Origin of the sequence: Simiduia aestuariiviva (assembly GCF_014192475.1) — a bacterium.
Lineage (GTDB): Bacteria > Pseudomonadota > Gammaproteobacteria > Pseudomonadales > Cellvibrionaceae > Simiduia > Simiduia aestuariiviva.
The window spans coordinates 1-18,363 of record NZ_JACHXZ010000006.1 but is presented as its reverse complement, the minus strand read 5'-3'; the positions used below and the strand labels follow the sequence as shown (position 1 = coordinate 18,363).

The 18,363-nt window shown below is 52.6% G+C and carries 15 protein-coding genes and 1 tRNA gene; 8 read left to right on the top strand and 8 right to left on the bottom strand.

Annotation, left to right across the window (positions count from 1 at the left end; translation table 11 throughout):
* The first annotated feature begins 91 nt into the window (after nt 1–91).
* Both FHS30_RS16540 and FHS30_RS16535 read left to right on the top strand, forming a co-directional pair.
* Complete coding sequence (locus tag FHS30_RS16540; RefSeq protein ID WP_183911647.1) at nt 92–2,614, top strand: TonB-dependent receptor; 2,523 nt, start codon at nt 92–94, stop codon at nt 2,612–2,614.
* Nucleotides 2,615–2,715: 101 nt separating this feature from the next.
* Nucleotides 2,716–3,948 (top strand): sterol desaturase family protein, encoded by a 1,233-nt coding sequence (locus FHS30_RS16535; protein WP_183911646.1) that lies wholly within the window; start codon nt 2,716–2,718, stop codon nt 3,946–3,948.
* 76 nt (nt 3,949–4,024) lie between these two features.
* On the opposite strand, the gene ychF is transcribed toward FHS30_RS16535, so the two are convergent.
* The 8 genes from ychF to FHS30_RS16495 form a co-directional block, all read right to left on the bottom strand.
* A complete protein-coding gene (gene ychF / locus FHS30_RS16530; RefSeq protein ID WP_183911645.1) occupies nt 4,025–5,116 on the bottom strand; it encodes a redox-regulated ATPase YchF in 1,092 nt (363 codons plus the stop codon).
* Nucleotides 5,117–5,136: 20 nt separating this feature from the next.
* Complete coding sequence (gene pth, locus FHS30_RS16525) at nt 5,137–5,721, bottom strand: aminoacyl-tRNA hydrolase (RefSeq protein ID WP_183911644.1); 585 nt, start codon at nt 5,719–5,721, stop codon at nt 5,137–5,139.
* 32 nt (nt 5,722–5,753) lie between these two features.
* Nucleotides 5,754–6,392, bottom strand: coding sequence for a 50S ribosomal protein L25/general stress protein Ctc (locus FHS30_RS16520; RefSeq protein WP_183911643.1), 639 nt, complete (start codon nt 6,390–6,392; stop codon nt 5,754–5,756).
* A 92-nt stretch (nt 6,393–6,484) separates the two neighbouring features.
* Nucleotides 6,485–7,417 carry a ribose-phosphate pyrophosphokinase gene (locus FHS30_RS16515; protein WP_221197367.1) on the bottom strand — a complete coding sequence of 311 codons (933 nt, stop codon included), beginning with the start codon at nt 7,415–7,417 and terminating at the stop codon, nt 6,485–6,487.
* 152 nt (nt 7,418–7,569) lie between these two features.
* A tRNA-Gln gene (locus FHS30_RS16510) sits at nt 7,570–7,644 on the bottom strand.
* A complete protein-coding gene (gene ispE, locus FHS30_RS16505) occupies nt 7,635–8,507 on the bottom strand; it encodes a 4-(cytidine 5'-diphospho)-2-C-methyl-D-erythritol kinase (RefSeq protein ID WP_343049265.1) in 873 nt (290 codons plus the stop codon). The genes FHS30_RS16510 and ispE overlap by 10 nt, the downstream gene beginning before the upstream one ends.
* The gene (lolB, locus tag FHS30_RS16500; protein ID WP_183911641.1) at nt 8,507–9,124 is read right to left on the bottom strand and encodes a lipoprotein insertase outer membrane protein LolB; all 618 of its coding nucleotides are present in this window, start codon (nt 9,122–9,124) and stop codon (nt 8,507–8,509) included. Before lolB ends, ispE begins: the two co-directional genes overlap by 1 nt.
* On the bottom strand, nt 9,121–10,854 hold the full coding sequence (locus FHS30_RS16495) for a tetratricopeptide repeat protein (protein ID WP_183911640.1): 1,734 nt from the start codon (nt 10,852–10,854) through the stop codon (nt 9,121–9,123). The genes lolB and FHS30_RS16495 overlap by 4 nt, the downstream gene beginning before the upstream one ends.
* Nucleotides 10,855–11,102: 248 nt before the next feature.
* On the opposite strand from FHS30_RS16495, the gene hemA reads away from it, so the two are divergent.
* The 6 genes from hemA to FHS30_RS17240 are packed head-to-tail and all read left to right on the top strand — an operon-like array spanning nt 11,103 to nt 17,469.
* Nucleotides 11,103–12,365: a glutamyl-tRNA reductase gene (hemA, locus tag FHS30_RS16490; RefSeq protein ID WP_183911639.1), complete on the top strand. Its 1,263-nt coding sequence runs from the start codon at nt 11,103–11,105 to the stop codon at nt 12,363–12,365.
* A gap of 9 nt (nt 12,366–12,374) precedes the next feature.
* Nucleotides 12,375–13,463: a peptide chain release factor 1 gene (prfA, locus tag FHS30_RS16485; RefSeq protein ID WP_183911638.1), complete on the top strand. Its 1,089-nt coding sequence runs from the start codon at nt 12,375–12,377 to the stop codon at nt 13,461–13,463.
* Nucleotides 13,463–14,317 (top strand): peptide chain release factor N(5)-glutamine methyltransferase, encoded by an 855-nt coding sequence (gene prmC, locus FHS30_RS16480; protein ID WP_183911637.1) that lies wholly within the window; start codon nt 13,463–13,465, stop codon nt 14,315–14,317. Before prfA ends, prmC begins: the two co-directional genes overlap by 1 nt.
* Entirely contained in the window at nt 14,310–15,071 is a 762-nt protein-coding gene (locus FHS30_RS16475) for a HesA/MoeB/ThiF family protein (RefSeq protein ID WP_183911636.1), read from the top strand. Before prmC ends, FHS30_RS16475 begins: the two co-directional genes overlap by 8 nt.
* Before the next feature lie 35 nt (nt 15,072–15,106).
* Nucleotides 15,107–16,426, top strand: coding sequence for a DUF898 family protein (locus tag FHS30_RS16470; RefSeq protein WP_183911635.1), 1,320 nt, complete (start codon nt 15,107–15,109; stop codon nt 16,424–16,426).
* Nucleotides 16,423–17,469, top strand: coding sequence for a M48 family metallopeptidase (locus tag FHS30_RS17240; protein WP_183911634.1), 1,047 nt, complete (start codon nt 16,423–16,425; stop codon nt 17,467–17,469). The genes FHS30_RS16470 and FHS30_RS17240 overlap by 4 nt, the downstream gene beginning before the upstream one ends.
* Nucleotides 17,470–18,363 lie beyond the last annotated feature (894 nt).

The following is an 18,363-nucleotide window of genomic DNA, read 5'->3' as shown; positions in this document are numbered from 1 at the left end:
TTGACCTAATTGTGTAATCCTTTATGTTAGTCCCGATGGCAATGGATATTGCCACTGACGCTAACAATAACAATCCATCAGAGAGCCGATTATGACACCCCAGAAGAGCACGCTTAGCCAGTTTGCGCCCAGTGCATTGTCGCTGGCCGTTACTACCATCCTAACAACTCTAGCCCTGCCAACTATGGCCCAGGATGATGACCTAGGGTTTATGTTAGAAGAAATCGTCGTAACTGCGCAAAAGCGCGCTGAATCCGTAGACGATGTGCCTATCACCATCAACGCCTTTGCCGCCGACGGCATTCGCGATTTGGGCGCACAGAACGTCAATGATCTAGGTACTTTTATCCCCGGCGTTGAAACTAATGTTGGCGATACCAGCCAGGCCAGCTTCAGCATCCGCGGCATTTCAACCAACGACTTCGGCTCAGGCTCTGACCCAGCCGTTGCGGTCTATGTGGACGGTGTTTATACCGGTCACGGCGGCAGTGCGTTATTCAACTTCAATGACATCGATCGCGTTGAAGTACTGAAAGGCCCGCAGGGTACTCTGTTTGGTCGCAACGCGGCCGCCGGCGCCATCAGTATTACCACCAAGGCGCCCTCCCAAGAAACTGAAGGATATGCCGATGTTCAGATGGGCAACTTCAACAAACAAAAAATCTCACTGGGCTTTAACACTGGCCTGACCGACACACTCGCACTGCGAGTTAGCGGCTACGTGAACAGCCGCGACGGCATCATCAAAAATGCATCGACCAACGGCATTGCCGGCGACACCCTGTGGATTGAAGAAGATCAGGGCCTGGTAGCCGCCTTGTTGTGGCAGCCCAGCGAAAACACCGATATCACCCTGCGCACCGACTACAACCAGGACGACAGCGATGGCCCCATCGGTTCCAGCTTCACACTGACCGACAGCGAAGATGAGCTGTACGACAACTACACCACCGACAATGCCGGCTACAACGATCGCATCATTCGCGGCACCAGCCTGACTATCAGTCACGCGATGGACGACTACACCTTCACCTCCATCACGGCGAAGCGCGGTTATGAGTTCCATCAAAATGAAGAGGAAGACGGCACCGATAAAACACGCTTCTTCCTGACTACAGACACCATTGAGAAGCAGTCTCAGTTCAGTCAGGAATTCCGCCTGAACTACGAAGACGAAAACCTGAAGTGGTTCTTGGGCGCCAGCTACTTCAAAGACCAAATCGACCAAACCTATTTGGTTGATGCCACTACCCTGACCCTAGACACCTTCTTCTTAGTGGACGCGGCCAAAAAATTGGGCATCGAAAACCCAGCCGGCTTTGTGGACAACCCACCCCCGCCGTACGACACAGTCTTTACTGTTGGCAATGGCATGGGCGGCTTCCTCACCAGCCCCGGTGGTATCGTGGATCAGCTTAACGCAGGCCTAGCGCCATTCGGCCTGGGCATGGGCCCAACCGACATCGTCAATGCCGTGGGCGCCAACCTCGGCATGGGCGGCCGCCCATGGCAAGAAGCCATGCATAACAGCCGCGAGCTGACCAGCTACGCGGTCTACGGCGATGTAACCTACTCGTTTACCGATCGCTTAGATGCCACTTTCGGTCTGCGCTGGAGTAAAGACAGCAAGGACTTCGAAATTCAATCGAATTACACCAACGCCATCTTGATTCCAACGTTGAGTGGCCCCGCCACTGGCGGCGCCAGCGTTTCAACGGATATCTTGGCGCTTTCAAGCCCACTGATCCCTACGCAGATTCCCTTTGGTTTGATTTTCTTTGATGAAATCGGCACCGCCGGCAACCCAGAAAAGAAAAATGACTCTTGGAGCTCTGTAGACCCCCGCCTGGTAGTGAACTATGCCATGACCGACGACGTCATGCTGTTTGGCTCCATCGCGAAGGGCTACAAAGCGGGCGGCTTTAACAGCCTTGGTGACGACCCCAGCTTCGAAAACGAAGATGTGCTGAACCTGGAAGTGGGTGTTAAGTCCAAACTCATGGATGGCCGCATGCGCTTAAACGCATCGGTTTACCAGTTTGAATATGACAACCTGCAAATCCTGAAGCTGTCTGGCCCTGCGGGCGTCATCCCAACCTACAACATCAAAAATGCTGACGCCATTGGCCAAGGCTTTGAATTCGAGTGGCAGTTTATGGCCACCGAAAACTTGATGTTGGGTGCCAACTACGGTTATGTAACCACCGAGTACACACGCTACGAACAGTTTGAAGGCGATGCACCGGGTTTCACCTTGAAAGGTGAGCCACTGTCCTCCATGCCAGAGAACAAGTTCAATGCAATGGCTGAGTACAGCATGCACTTCGCCGATGATTTGGTGTTGCGCTTACGCGGTGATTACAACTACACCGGCGAGCGCGTCAACAACTCAGGTGTAGGCGCAGGTCAGGACATTGAAGACTTCCAAGTGATCAATGCCCGCGCCACGCTGGAAAACTCAGCTGGCGATTGGTCAGTTGCCCTTTACGCCAACAACTTGTTGGATGAAGAGTACCTGTGGGACATCGGCGGTACCGGCGATGGCCTTGGCTCACCTGTAGCCACCCGTGGCATGCCACTGATGTACGGTGTGCAGGCGCGCTACAACTTCTAGGTTGTCGCATGCAAACCCAAAAAAGGGTGCGCCATGGCGCGCCCTTTTTTGTATCTGACCCGTTAATATAATTATGTAGTAAGTTTCATACGGAAAACGCCATGGCTGAACTCATCACCGTCCTCGCCGCCCCTTTATACTTAGTGCTTATCCTGTGGGAGCTCTGGGTGGACAAACGCCGTGGCACTGGCTTTTATCGACTCAATGACGCCATAGCGAGCATGTCATTAGGCGTTATCTCTCGCACCCATCGGCTCGTTATATTTGCGCTGGGCACCTTCTTGCTCACCGAGTGGCTGCCCACCGCCGACGGCACCTTTTGGCAAGACAATTTATGGTTTGCGTGGTTAGTGGCATTCATTGGCTACGACCTAACCTATTATTGGAATCACCGACTCAACCACGAAATTAACTGCCTCTGGGCAGGGCACGTCGTGCACCACCAAAGCGAAGACTACAATCTCACTACCGCCTTGCGGCAGACCAGTGGCGGCGTGTTTGACTGGATATTTGCGATTCCTTTGTACATGACTGGACTGCCGGCTGAAATTATCGTCGCCAGTGCAGGGCTCAATTTGATCTACCAGTTTTGGGTGCACACACAGCACATTGATCGCTTGGGCTGGATGGAAAGGTTTTTTGTTACCCCGTCTCATCATCGCGTGCACCACGCGCAAAATCCGCTGTACTGGGACAAGAACTATGGCGGCGTACTGATATTGTGGGACAAATTGTTTAACACCTTTCAGGCCGAACGCGACGACACCCCCATTATTTACGGCGTCAGCCGCCCCCTGAATACCATGAACCCACTGAAAGCGAATTTGCAGGTCTGGTGGTACTTATTGCGCGATGCGATTTACTGCAAAAGCTGGTGGGATAAGCTGCGCATCTGGTTCATGCCCACTGGTTGGCGACCCGCTGACATGGAAGAACGATTACCCATTGTTAAATCGAATTTGGACGCCTTCCAGAAATTTAACCCGCCGGCGACCTTCACCACCAAAATCTATACATTGTTCCAATTTACGGCTGGATTCGTACTGGGCTTCAGCTTTATCTTCACCTTCGCAAACGAATCCAATGTGTGGGTGCTATTGGTGGGCTGGTTATTTGTCACACTGCCATTAATCAGTGCCGGTCATCTACTCGACGGCGGCAGCAGCCATTGGGAGCTGCTGCGGATTGCGCTTTCCCTCGCAGGCTTTGCACTATTTTATCAATCATTTCCAGAGGCCCAGCTTACCAACTGGCTATTTGGTATCTACCTGCTGCTCAACCTGCCTCTGCTTTCATTGCTTTTTGTGCAACCATCACAACAGGCGACGCAGTAAAATACTGAAAACTGATCAGCATAAAAAAAGGGACTGAATGTCCCTTTTTTTATGCTGAGTTAGCGGCACTTAAACATTAAACATTAAACAAAAAGTGCAGCACATCCCCATCTTTTACCACGTAGTCTTTACCTTCTTTACGTGATTTGCCGGCGCTCTTTGCGCCCTGCTCGCCGTTGTATTCGATAAAGTCATCGTAGGCGATGGTTTCCGCGCGAATGAAGCCTTTTTCAAAATCCGTATGAATGACACCTGCAGCTTGAGGTGCAGTGGCGCCCACAGGAATTGTCCAGGCGCGCACTTCCTTTACGCCAGCCGTGAAATAGGTGTGCAAGTTCAACAATTTATAGCCCGCGCGAATCACGCGATTAAGACCCGGCTCTTCCATTCCTAGGTCGGCCAAAAACTCGGTTTTTTCATCGTCTTCTAGCTCGGCAATTTCCGACTCGAGCTTGTTGCAAATAGGCACAACAACGGCACCCTCTGCATCGGCGATAGCTCGCACCTGATCGAGCAGCGGATTGTCTTCAAAGCCATCTTCGTCAACATTGGCGATGTACATGGTGGGCTTAACGGTCAGCAGCGTCAGCTCTTTTAACTGCGCTAGCTCGTCGGCATCCAAACCAAATGAACGCAGCGGTTTGGCCTCATTCAAATGCGGAAGAATTTTCTCCAACAGCGCTTTCTTGGCGATCGCATCTTTGTCCTGACCCTTGGCCGCCTTTGCATATCGCTGAATAGCGCGCTCAACGGTGTCTAAATCAGCGAGCGCCAATTCTGTATTGATCACATCGATGTCTGCAGCGGGGTCAACTTTGTTTGCCACGTGAATGACATTGTCGTTTTCGAAGCAGCGCACGACGTGGGCGATGGCATCCGTTTCACGGATGTTTGCCAAGAATTTATTACCCAGCCCTTCACCCTTTGATGCGCCCGCAACGATGCCCGCAATATCAATAAACTCCATCGTGGTTGGCACTACGCGCTCGGGTTTTACAATGGCGGCCAACTTGTCTTGGCGCGGATCTGGCACAGGCACGACACCTGCGTTTGGCTCAATAGTGCAAAATGGAAAATTCTCTGCATCAATGCCCGCTTTGGTCAGGGCGTTAAACAGGGTGGATTTTCCCACGTTGGGAAGCCCAACAATGCCACAATTAAAACCCATAACTGACTCCTTGGGGCGTCTTATTTGCGAGTGTGCAGCGAACGCATAGCCGCTTCTAAGTCACCGCTTACAATAGAATTTATCTCGCGCAAGCTGTCGTAAATCGCATCGTCGATTTGTTGCTGCTCAGCCTGCGGAGCCCGCTTAAGAACATAGCCAGACACCTGACTCGCTTGACCAGGATGACCAATACCAATTCTTAAGCGCTGAAAATTTTTATTATTACCCAATGCACTGATGATATCGCGCAAACCATTGTGCCCACCGTGGCCACCGCCAACCTTTAATCGCGCCACGCCGGGAGCTAAATCCAACTCATCGTGCGCAACTAATATCTGTTCGGGCGACACCTTATAGAAATTCGCCATGGCACCAACAGACTGGCCGCTGCGATTCATATATGTGGTGGGAACCAGTAAACGTACATCGTACTGGCCAATGAAAATGCGCCCAGCCAAACCGGACAACTTACTTTCTGGCGTGAGGGTAATACTGTGCTGGCGAGCCAGCTCAAAAACAAAATCGGCCCCGGCATTATGACGTGTCCGGTCGTATTCTTGGCCTGGATTTCCCAGGCCAACAATCAATTTAACGGGATCACTCATAGTGCAGGGGCCGATTTCAAACAGCCGACAACTTATTCTGCGTCTGCAGCTTCGTCGTCTTCAGCAGCTGTGTCGTCAGAAACCATGCCGCGTGGCTTGATGATGCTCACAATTGGAAGATCGTGATCTGCACCATGCGACAGGGCAATAGACTCAACGCCTTTTGGCAGTTTGATGTCGGAAATGTGCAAGCTCTCACCCAGACCCAGCTCGGCAACATCAACTTCGATGAACTCAGGCAGATCCTTAGGTAATACGTTGATCTCCAAATCGGTCATCAAGTGCGACACGATACCGCCGCCCTGCTTAACACCTTTGGCAGTTGCTTCATTGATGAAATGCAAGGGTACGCGTACGTGCATCTTCTGACCACGAACAACGCGCTGGAAATCAGCGTGCAGCACAACCGGCTTCGCTGGGTGACGTTGCAGATCCTTCAGGATCACGTCTTCTGCCTTACCATCAACTACCAACGAGATAATGTGTGAGTAAAAGGCTTCGTTTTCCAGGTGGCGAACCAACTCTTTATGAGCGATTTGAATGCTCTGGGGCTTAGACTTACCGCCATAGATAACAGCGGGTACTTTTTCGGCGAGACGACGAAGGCGGCGGCTCGCACCTTTCCCTTCGAGGTCACGCTTTTCAGCGTTCAGTGTAAATGCATCAGACATTGAATTGTCCTCAATATGCCATCTTGACCTGCGACCAGTCGCGATGGATTTCAGTTATGCCGGAAACCGGCGGTTAACACCTTTGCCGCCGCTTACATGCGGAACATGGCACTCAGTGATTCTTCGTTGCTCAAACGGCGCACCGCTTCAGCTAGCATTTTTGACAGCGTTAATTGGCGAATGCGTGTACATTCTGCTGCCGAGCCTTTGAGCGGAATGGAGTCTGTAACCACCAGTTCATCCAGCACAGAGCCATCAATATTTTCAATGGCGCGACCGGACAACACCGGGTGCGTACAGTAGGCCACGACCTTTTTGGCACCGCGATCTTTCAGGGCCGCCGCTGCGCTACATAAAGTACCGGCGGTATCCACCATGTCGTCAATTAATAAACAGGTGCGGCCATCAACGTCACCAATCAAGTTCATCACTTCGGCCATGTTGGCCTTGGGGCGACGTTTATCAATAATTGCCAGCTCAATATCGAGCTGCTTTGCAACGGCACGTGCGCGAACAACGCCGCCGATGTCGGGTGATACCACCACCAAATCTTGAAACTTCTGCTTTTCGATGTCCTCAATCAACACCGAGGAGCCATAGACGTTATCCACTGGCACATCAAAAAAGCCTTGAATCTGCTCAGCATGCAAATCCACTGTAAGCACGCGGTCGACGCCAACTGCGACCATCATATCGGCCACTACCTTCGCGGTAATTGGCACCCGCGCGGAACGAACGCGGCGGTCTTGGCGAGCATAGCCAAAGTAGGGTAATACGGCGGTGATGCGACCGGCTGACGCTCGACGCAATGCATCGACCATCACGATCAATTCCATAAGATTGTCGTTGGTGGGCGCGCATGTGGATTGAACGACGAAGACATCACATCCGCGTACGTTTTCATTCAACTCGACTGACACTTCACCGTCGGAGAACTTATTGACACTGGCATCGCCTAGCGGCAGCCCCAAATGTTCAACGATTTTCTGCGCCAACGCGGGGTTCGCGTTGCCCGTAAAGATCATGAAATTGTTCACGAGGGGGTTACCTTTGCTGCCAGTTAGCTATGAAGATTCAGGTTCTTTTGAAGTCGATGTCAAAGTCACTGAGTATAGAAGTCAGATGCTTTCTGCTAGCAATTCTAGCTAGAATTTTCGCAAACGCACCTTGATGAAAATGGCAGGGGCAGAAGGATTCGAACCTTCGCATGACGGGATCAAAACCCGCTGCCTTACCGCTTGGCTATGCCCCTGTATCGTCAATTTGCTGTAACAGGCTATGTAAGGGTGATATGTTCACAGCTTGCGCCACAAACCCTTGCCACTGCTTGGGAAGAATACACAAAACGGATTGTGCTGCTTCTGCCGTAGCGAAGGCGCAATACACACTGGCACCTGTTCCAGTCATCTGAGCTGCACCAAATTGATTAAGCCAATCAATGACTTGGCGCACTTGAGGGTGAAGTTTAACAACCAACGCTTGACAGTCGTTTTGACCACCCTGCTCAAGAAAGGCCGCTACTGTAATGTTGGGCGTGTCTCTTGTCAAACCTTTGTGTGAAAAAATTTCAGCAGTAGAAACGTGGCAATTAGGTGTGACTACCAAGTACCAGTTTTGTGGCATTGGCACGGGCGTCAGCTGTTCACCCACCCCCTCGGCCCACGCAGTTTGCCCCATGACAAAGACCGGGACATCGGCTCCAAGCTGCAATCCAATTTCCGCCAAATGAGGCAGGCTTAGGCCGGTTTGCCACAGGTAGTTCAACGCCACCAATGCGGTGGCTGCATTGGAGGAGCCGCCACCCAAGCCTCCACCCATCGGAATTCGCTTATCGATGCTCAGCGTTGCGCCCAAGGCGCATCCAGTGGCCGCTTGCAGCGCGCGCGCTGCACGCACAACCAAGTTGTCATCATCGGCAACTCCCGGCGTGGGCGCTTGCAGGGTAATCTGCCCCGATTCACTGGAGGATACCGTCAGATAGTCACAATAATTCAGTAGCTGAAACAGCGTTTGCAAGTTGTGATAACCGTCTGGTCGACGGCCGGTAATGTGCAAGCAAAGATTTAGTTTTGCCGGTGCCGGCCAGCGCACCAGCGCCTTATTTTCGGACAACACTAACTTTCCGCCCCCAACTTCCAATCACTGATAACCAGCACCAATCGCAAACCAAGGGCTTTCGACTCAGCCTTAAGCTTGCCTGGTAACGCATGCCCTTGCACTAACTTATATTGGCTGTATTCCAACACCCAGCCATCCTGATACTGCTTGGTTAATAGGCCCTGCGCATCGCGCTCAATGCTTTGTCGCTGCTTGAGATCCGGCGCTGGCAGTCCGCGCACCCAAAAGGGCAGCGCTGACATCGGCAGCTCCCAGCCAAAGGCGTCGCGCACCAGTGCCGACGCTGTTGGTGCCGCTAGCTCACGGTCGCCCTGCTGCAAGCGCACGCCACTGGGCCCACCCACAAGGGTGCCACCACCCTGCCCTAAAGGACCCTGCATCTGAATCGCGTAGGCCTCGGCGCGCTGCGACCAACCGACGTAAACACTGCCGCTATCGCTTGGCGCTTTGACGCCCAATTTGCCGTCAAAGCGCCAATGGTCAATGGCCAGCAGTGCTTGTTCACGCTGATCAAGTTGCCAGTCTGCTGGCAATGGCTGCAACCGGGCACAGCCAACCAACAGCAACAATATTGAGACCCACAGGCCTCGAGCGAAGGTTGTAGATAGCCTCATGGGGTTGGCTGCACACCTAAACGCTTCATGGCTGCCGGAATGATGTCGCTCTGTGGATCTAGCGAGATTCCCTTTTGCCACACCTCCAAAGCCTCCGATTGTTGCCCTGTGACCCACAACACTTCACCCAGATGGGAGGCAATTTCAGGGTCGGGGTATAGTTTTAGCGCTTCGCGCAACCGGAGCAGCGCCTCAGCGTAATTGCCGAGCCGGTAATGAACCCAGCCCAAACTATCGACAATGGCCGCATCATCTGGCTTTAACATGTGCGCCTGACGTATAAGCTCATAGGCCTCTTCATAGCGGTCGGTGCGATCGGCCAAGGTGTAACCCAAGGCATTGAGCGCGGTGGCATTATTGGGCTCGAAACGGATGACCCGACGCAAGTCGCGCTCCGACAACTCGAGCATATCTCGTCGCTCATTGACCAGGGCGCGACTGTAAAGCAATTGCGTGCTGTCGGGCGCCTGCACCAGCCCTTGGGTCAGAACCGCTTCCGCTGGATCCAGGTGGCCGTATTTGGCCAGTATCTCGGCCTCTAGTGCATACAGCCGCTCACTCTGCTGGGGCACCTTTTCGCGCACGGCGGCCATTCGAGCATGAGCCGCATCTAGCTCTTTTGCCGCCACTAAAATTTCCAACGTCTGCACTAACGCGGGCATGAAATCTGGCCCCAGCTCAACCTTTAAATAGTGGTTTAAGGCCGTTTGATAGTCAGACTGCAGCTGTGCGATGCGAGCCAGATAATAATGTGCCGCGGAGCGGCGACGCTCCGCCGCGAGCAACTCAGTGAACAGCGTCTGAGCTGCGTCATACCGCTGCTGCTCGTAGCGGATCAACGCCAATGAAAGCAGTAAATCGACATCGCCGGGATGATCTGCCAGCAGCAGCTCAAACTGATCGGCCGCCCTATCGAGATCTGTGGCCGCCAAGAGGCGGGCATATTGCAAACGCAGGCGCTGGTCTTCTGGGCTCTCATCCACCAGACTCGCCATTTGACGCAGGGCACCCACCTGATCACCTGACTGATAGCGCAGGCGCGCCTGCAACGCTAGCGCTTGCCGGTTTTCTGGCTCTAGGCTAACCGCCCGCTCCACCGCCGCCAGCGCGTCTTCTAATTGCGCTTGCTGCTGATATACCAGCGCCAACGCCATCCACAGCGGCTGCGACTCGCCATGGGCTTGGCGCAGCTCTAGCAATCCCGCCAACAACTGCTCACGGGCAATATCGGTACCCTTACCCGCATAGGCAGCCACAGTTTGCAGCAGCAGCGGATTGCCCTGCTCGAGTAGATACTGAGCGTGAACAAACGCCTCGTTCAGACGCCCAGCTTCGGCCAACTCCGAGGCCGCCAAAACCCGGGCCTCATTGTTATCGGGCTCTAGCTCCACCCACAACACCGACATTTCCATGGCCGCGCGATGCACCTCTAAGAATCGAGCAATACGCGCCGCCCGGGCCACAACGCCCAAATCTCGGGTTTCAATGGCCTGCTGGACGTAATTGGCCAAGGCGATGTCAAAGCGCTCTTGATTGCCGGCTAACTCAGCCACCATCAACGAGTAGAGCGTATCCGCAGTAAACGGGCGATCCTTGACTGGCATTGGCACTGGCTGTGGTCGCTCAGCGACCACAGCCTCTGGCGTGACCGAATCATCTTTTGGCTGCCCTGCACAACCGATCAAGTGTGCGACCAGCAGCAAGGTAATCATCAGCGATGGTAGTTTCATAAGACTCCGAAAATGACTCGACTAGGCTAACTTCCGCCAACCAAGGTCAATAACCCCGTATGACAGCGTCCCGCTGTTGTTGTTTTGGCAATGTGCGAAGGTTACCACGCCCCCAATGTACGCCCTAGCGGCGGGAGAGACACTCACCTCATTTTAGACTAAGGCCCATGACTGCTTCGCACTTGTCACAGCGGCCTGCAAACGGGACAATTGGCGCCCGATCATCCTGTAGCTGAAATTCGCCACCCATGACCTTCTTGGCCTTAGGTATCAATCACCACACGGCGCCGCTGGCGCTGCGTGAGCGCGTGGCCTTTGCGCCCGAGGCCGTGTCTACCGCACTGCAGGAGGCTCAGCGCGCGCTCGATACCTCTGACATCGCGATTTTATCTACCTGTAATCGTACCGAGATTTACACCTACGGCAATATTGAGACCCGCAAACTGATGGATTGGTTCGGTCAGTACCATCAAATTTCGCGCGAGGATCTGCTGCCCTACTTCTATAGTCACCAAGGCGATGCTGCCATTAGCCACATGATGCAGGTGGCCTGCGGACTCAATTCGCTCATCCTGGGGGAACCTCAGATTCTCGGCCAAATGAAGTCAGCCTACGCCGTGGCATGTGAATCCGGCACCGTGAGTAGCCCACTACACGCTGCCTTTCAGCACATTTTTAGTATCGCCAAAAAAGTGCGCACCGAAACTGCAATCGGCGAAAATCCTGTTTCCGTCGCCTATGCCGCGGTCAGCTTAGCGCAGCAAATTTTTGCGGACTTGCGCCAGCAATCCGCATTGCTCATTGGCGCCGGTGAAATGATCGAGTTGGTTGCCAAGCATTTGCGCGAACAAGGTGTACGGCGAATCACACTCGCCAATCGCACGCTGTCTAGAGCGGCTGAACTCGCCGAACGCTATGGTGCCACACCGATATTGCTGTCGGATATTCCCAATGAGTTGCACAAAGCCGACATGGTCATATCCTCTACCGCTAGCCAACTGCCCATCTTGGGCAAAGGCGCAGTGGAAGCCGCACTGAAAAAACGCAGGCATAAACCCATATTTATGGTCGATATTGCGGTACCCAGAGACATAGAGCCGCAAGTGGCTGAACTGGACGATGTGTTTTTATTTAGCGTTGACGATTTAAAAGAAGTCATTGACGAAAATCGAAAATCTCGTGAAGAAGCCGCCGAAGCTGCCCGCCATATTATTAACGACGGCGTACTAAAGTTTAACCGTCAACAAGGCGTTCAGGGCGCCGCAGATGCCATACGTACATTGCGCGCGCAATCAGAGACACTAAAAAACCAAGAGATAAAGAAGGCGCTCAACAACCTAAACGGCGGCGCCAAACCAGAAGTGGTGTTAAACCAACTGGCCAATAGCTTAACCAATAAACTACTGCATCATCCGACCACCGCCCTGCGCGATGCCAGCGCCGACGGTCGTGAAGATTTAATTGCACTCGCCTATGAGCTGTTTGCGCTCAACGCAGATAAGCCGGAGTAACCGCCAACCATGAAAGATTCCATTCGATTGAAACTCGAATCATTAGCCGATCGCTATGAAGAAGTGTCAGCGCTATTGTCCGACGCCGATACTATTAACGATCAGAATAAATTTAGAGAACTTAGCAAGGAATATGCTGAGCTAGAGCCGGTCGTGCAGTGTTTTAATCGATATTTGTCGTTAAATACCGACATCGAAGAAGCGCAGGAACTGATGAAAGACGGCGATCCCGAAATGCGGGAAATGGCCGAAATGGCCTGGGAAGAAGCGCAAGAACAGCTAGAACCGCTGACTGACGAACTGCAGCTATTGCTTTTACCTAAAGACCCCAATGATCACAAAAATGTCTTCTTAGAAATTCGCGCCGGCACCGGCGGAGACGAAGCTGCAATTTTCTCCGGTGACTTGTTCCGCATGTACAGCAAGTACGCCGAAGCCCGTCGCTGGCGGATTGAAGTATTAAGCGAAAATGCCGGCGAACACGGCGGCTATAAAGAGATCATTACGCGGGTCGTCGGCCAAGGCGTTTATTCGCAACTCAAATTTGAATCCGGCGCTCACCGCGTACAGCGCGTGCCCGAAACAGAATCGCAAGGCCGCATTCACACCTCGGCGTGTACAGTGGCAATCATGCCTGAAGCCGATGAACTCGAAGAAGTAAACATCAATAAAAATGACTTGCGAATAGATACTTTCCGCTCCTCCGGTGCGGGCGGGCAGCACGTCAATACCACGGACTCCGCCATACGAATCACCCATATTCCAACCGGGCTGGTGGTTGAGTGTCAGGACGAGCGCTCTCAACATAAAAACAAAGCGCGCGCGATGAGTTTGCTCGTATCAAAACTCGCAAGCGCCCAAGAAGAGCAAGCTGCCGCCGCCATGGCCAGTGAACGCCGAAGCCTCGTGGGCAGCGGCGATCGCTCGGAACGCATTCGGACGTACAACTATCCACAGGGGCGAGTCACCGACCATCGCATCAACCTCACGCTCTATAAATTGTCTGAAATCATGGAAGGCAAGCTTGATGAGGTTATTCAACCGCTGGTGCAGGAATATCAAGCCAATCAGTTGGCGGCACTAGCCGACAAATCATAATGGCGACAGTGGCAGAACAATTGCGTCGCGCCGATTCGCTTACTCCTGTGAGCGAGTCGGCCCGGCTCGATACCGAACTGCTGCTTTGCCACACCTTGCAGTGCAACCGCACCTACCTTTACACCTGGCCGGAAAAAGACCTCACTCCTGCACAAATTGCGCAATTCGATGCGCTACTGCAACGCCGGCAAAGTGGTGAACCTATTGCCTACATTCTCGGCCAGCAAGAGTTTTGGTCATTGCCTCTTGCGGTAAGCCCCGCCACATTAATTCCCAGAGCTGACACGGAAACGCTCGTCGAATGGGTGCTATCGCTCCCCTTAAACGGCTCCCATCAATTGCTCGATTTAGGTACGGGAACCGGCGCAATCGCGCTGGCGCTCGCGCAAGAACGGCCCCAATGGCAGCTGACTGGTGTGGATATTTCTGACCGAGCGGTTGCGCTCGCGCGCGCCAATGCCACGTCGCTCAAGATAAGTAATTGCGAGTTTATAGAAGGCAATTGGTTTAACCCGGTTCAGGGGCGCAAATTTACAGTGATTGTATCCAATCCACCCTATATAGACCCAAAGGACCCGCACTTGCATCAAGGCGACGTGCGTTTTGAGCCGCACTCGGCACTGATCGCAGATGATCAAGGGCTTGCTGATTTACGGTTTATCGCCGAGCGCGCGCGCACACACCTTTTACCCAGTGGCTGGTTATGCATGGAACACGGCTACGATCAGGCTCAAATAGTACAACAAATCCTGACTGACTTAGGCTACTGCGCTGTAGGCAGCGAGCGGGACCTTGGCGGTCAACTGCGCGTCACCTTCGGACAGTGGCGCCAAGGAGCATCTCACGATGGATAACCCATCACTCATGCGCTATAGCCGGCACATCTTGCTCGACGAGTTAGACATCGCAGGACAGGAAACCTTGATCCAATCGCACGCACTCATTGTCGGCATGGGTGGTCTCGGCTGTCCAGCCGCGCTCTACCTCGGCGCTAGCGGCGTGGGCAAACTAACACTAGTTGATCACGACACGGTGGACCTCGGTAATCTGCAACGGCAAATTGCACACAAAGAATCGAGCATCGGTCAACCAAAGCCCGAATCGGTGCGGGATTCATTGTTGGCAATCAATAGCGAACTGGAGGTGCACACAATCAATGCTGCGCTGCACGGAGAGCAATTGGCAGCGGCTGTAGCAGATGCCGACATCGTACTCGATTGCACTGATAATTTAGCGTCCCGCTTTGCGCTGAACGAAGCCTGCGTTAGCAAGGCTAAACCGCTTGTATCAGGCGCGGCGATTCGCTGGGAGGCTCAAATTTCCGTATTTCATCCGTCGGCGGGTGGCGCCTGCTATCAATGTCTTTACAAACCTGACAATCAAACCAATGCCAGCTGCGCTGAATCAGGCGTGGTAGCACCGCTGGTGGGCATCGTAGGTGCGATGCAAGCTCTGGAAGCCATCAAAATACTCACCAATACCGGCCAAAGCTTGCGCAATAGGTTGTTGCTTTTAGACGCAAAAACCATGCGCTGGCGCGAAATGGCTCTCCAGTCAGACCCTCTTTGCGCTGTATGTGGCAATTCTAAAGTAAACGCGGCAGAATAACCGACCGACAACAACCATAATCTAGGGAAGGAACAGTGGACCAATCCTACAACATCTATCTCACCGGCGAATTTTCAGAGGGCACCGATCCCACAACAGCGATTGCAGCATTTGCAAAAGCAGCAGGCTTGACGCCAGAAAAAGCGCAGGCACTGTTTGATAGTGCACCAAACCTAATCAAGAAGTCAGTTCCAGAAGCGACTGCATCCGCCTATCAAGCAAAGCTTGAATCGATTGGCGTATTGACTCGCTTGGAAGCCATCGCAGCGACACCCGCTGCAGCACACTCGGCTGAGAGCGAAGAAGTCAAGACGCAACAGGCCGACAATGAAAGCGCGTCTGGCCAAGTATGGGCAACCTCATCAAGTGTTACACCCAAACGCCGGCAAGTTCCATTTGTCTTTACCGGTGAAGGTTATGAGTACTTCAAAATCTGGATCGTAAATATCCTGCTTGTCACCATTACTTTAGGGCTTTACTCACCCTGGGCTAAGGTGCGCAACACGCAGTATTTTTATGGAAATACGTCGCTCGAAGGTGCGAGCTTTGCGTTCACGGCGGATCCCGTGAAAATGCTGATCGGCCGACTCATCGCACTTGGCCTTTTCATCGCCTATATAGCAATTAACGCCCTAGCACCGCTGGTAGGCGCTGCCATTGGTATCGGACTGATTTTTGTGGTGCCCTGGGTGGTTAATCGATCACTGGCGTTTTATGCGCGCAACACCACTTATCGCAATATTCGCTTAGCCTTTAGTGGCGATTATTGGGGCGCTTTCAAAGCCTTCATCTTGTGGCCCTTAGCCGGCATGCTGTCGCTGATGATTTTGCTCCCAATTGCGCTGAAAAAGCAGCAGCAATTTATTATCAACAATCACCGGTATGGGAATAAATCATTTAGCTTCGAGGCAACCAATGGCCAGTTTTATCGCGTTGCACTGATTGCACTCGGTATCTTAATTGGTGCGCTTATCGTCGGCGGTCTACTGACAAGTGTCATAAGCGCAATCGGAGCAATTGCAATATTGGTGGGCTACTTTGCCTCCATTGTCTACTTTATGGTCAACTTCAATAACTTAATTTTCAATAACACCTCGCTAGCAGACCATAATTTCAAAGCCAATTATGAATTCAAATCCTTCGCAGGGCTGATGCTGGTTAACTTTCTCTTGATCGCAGTTACGCTAGGCCTTTACCTGCCATGGGCAATGGTTAAGTTAGGGCACTATGCTGCTGAACACACCGCGGTTGATGTCAACGGCGATCTCGATAAGTTCGCCGCGATTAGCCAGCCAGATCCATCCGCCTTCGGCGAAGAGTTCGGCGATGTATTCGACATGGAAGTAGGCTTTTGAGTAGCACTTTTGTACTTAGGGGTAAATGGCAAGATGGCGCTTCTAGCGCCTCTTGCTCTGCCCAGCTAACCGTAGTCGGTGACCACGTCACCGTTGCGCCAGAAACAGGCGCCTCATTTACTGTCGAACTTAGCAACTTAGGAATATCGGCGAGCATTGGCAGAACGCCGCGATACATCAGTTTTAAAAGCCATTCAGGCCAATTCGAATGTGTGGAATTTGACACATTAACCACACTGGACGAGCGCATTGGCAGCCCAGCCATGCGAATCATACATAAACTGGAAAACCACTTAGGTTTAGTGGTCATCGCCACTGTCACTGTTTTGCTAATGGGTTTTAGCTATTTTTATTGGGGCATCCCCTACGCGAGTAAAGTTATTGCCTATACCTTACCTCAGGGAACACTCCAACAGGCGTCTGATGACACGCTGCTGGTAATGCAGAAAAGATACTTGCAACCGACAAAGTTGTCAGCTGAAACGCAAGCGAGATTGCGCGAAAAAATTAGCGATTTTGCTCCCGACTACCCCATCGATAAACTGTATTTTTACGCCAGTGATAGCATGGGTGCTAATGCATTTGCGCTACCCGATGGGACTATAGTTTTCACAGACGAGATCATCGCGTTAACTGAAGGTAACGACGATGAAGTACTTGCTGTGTTTGGCCATGAGATCGGCCATATAGAAGGGCGACATGCGCTGCGACAAATATTACAAAGCTCGGCGATAGCCGTCACCATTGCAATGATTGGCGGAGACGTCAGCGCCATGGGGGACATAGTACTCACACTGCCAGTGGTATTCAGTCAATTGGCTTTTTCTAGAAAGTTTGAAATAGAAGCAGATCAACACTCGCGCGCGATGCTCGAAAGTAATGGTCTCAAAAGCGACGCCTTTGCCAGCATTTTAACGAAGCTCTATAACAGCCATAGCCAATGCGAAGACAGCAAAATAAAATGCGAAAAGAGGAAAGATTGGTATAGATACCTCAGTACTCACCCACATTTAGAACAACGCTTACAAGCAATTTCCCAATAAATAAAAGCCGGTTTTTACCGGCTTTTTCTATTTCAGAGACCGCGCCACCCATACATGATACTCGTAAGCTAGTGGATCATTGGGTCTGCTAGGCGCAGCGCAGGAGAACAGCTTTAGCTGGGCCCGAAGGATAAGCCGAGCAACGGCGAATCATCGCTGCGCGACGCTGACGCGCCCCTACGCCGTGCTTACAGCACAAACTTAGTCGCATGAGCCCACTATTTAGTGAACGTAAAAAATCGCATCCCCGAAAATATTTGTCGCGAGTAAGATTTGCTTCTTCGCATGGGGGCGAGACGGCGCGTTTAGGTTGCGATCAGCAACCTGCGCTGGCTCGCGCGGCCAGCTATGCTGGTCGCCGGACCGCAGAGCGGCCCCACAAATAGAGAGAGGGGCTTGCCCCTTGCGAGGGTAGGACATCGCGCACCTTTCTAGCAGACAAAGAAAAACGCCCTGCAGGACTGATCGGCCAGGAGCCGATTAGCGCAGCGTTAGCTGGCCGAAGGCCGAGCCCAGGGACGGGCGAGTGATTAACTACAGGGCGTTTTAATTTAGAAGCTTGACGATGTCCTACAGTTGGTTGCGAGCAGCGCTCGCAATCGCTGCGCGACGCTGACGCGCCCCTACGCCGTGCTTGCAGCACAGGCTAGGTCGCATGGGCCCGATAGTTAGTGAGCGTAAAAAATCGTGTTCCAAAAAAACAAAACCCCCGCAGGAATCCAGCGGGGGTTTTGTTTTTTAGAAGCTTGACGACCGGCTGTCGCCGGGCCGGCCCAATGCATAGCATTGGGCGTTCGCTATTCGCAAATTGTCATTTGCGTCGCTGCGCGACCATGGCTCACCCTACTCCCGCAGATGTATTGGCAGTAGAACTTAATCAATATGTAAATAAAA

Bases quoted from the DNA above. Each gene is read 5' to 3' on its own strand.
- FHS30_RS16520 (WP_183911643.1), bottom strand. From the start codon at position 6,392: ATGTCTGATGCATTTACACTGAACGCTGAAAAGCGTGACCTCGAAGGG.
- FHS30_RS16535 (WP_183911646.1), top strand. From the start codon at position 2,716: ATGGCTGAACTCATCACCGTCCTCGCCGCCCCTTTATACTTAGTGCTT.
- FHS30_RS16540 (WP_183911647.1), top strand. From the start codon at position 92: ATGACACCCCAGAAGAGCACGCTTAGCCAGTTTGCGCCCAGTGCATTG.
- hemA (WP_183911639.1), top strand. From the start codon at position 11,103: ATGACCTTCTTGGCCTTAGGTATCAATCACCACACGGCGCCGCTGGCG.
- FHS30_RS16475 (WP_183911636.1), top strand. From the start codon at position 14,310: ATGGATAACCCATCACTCATGCGCTATAGCCGGCACATCTTGCTCGAC.
- FHS30_RS16515 (WP_221197367.1), bottom strand. From the start codon at position 7,417: ATGATCTTTACGGGCAACGCGAACCCCGCGTTGGCGCAGAAAATCGTT.
- ychF (WP_183911645.1), bottom strand. From the start codon at position 5,116: ATGGGTTTTAATTGTGGCATTGTTGGGCTTCCCAACGTGGGAAAATCC.
- lolB (WP_183911641.1), bottom strand. From the start codon at position 9,124: ATGAGGCTATCTACAACCTTCGCTCGAGGCCTGTGGGTCTCAATATTG.
- prmC (WP_183911637.1), top strand. From the start codon at position 13,463: ATGGCGACAGTGGCAGAACAATTGCGTCGCGCCGATTCGCTTACTCCT.
- pth (WP_183911644.1), bottom strand. From the start codon at position 5,721: ATGAGTGATCCCGTTAAATTGATTGTTGGCCTGGGAAATCCAGGCCAA.
- FHS30_RS16495 (WP_183911640.1), bottom strand. From the start codon at position 10,854: ATGAAACTACCATCGCTGATGATTACCTTGCTGCTGGTCGCACACTTG.
- prfA (WP_183911638.1), top strand. From the start codon at position 12,375: ATGAAAGATTCCATTCGATTGAAACTCGAATCATTAGCCGATCGCTAT.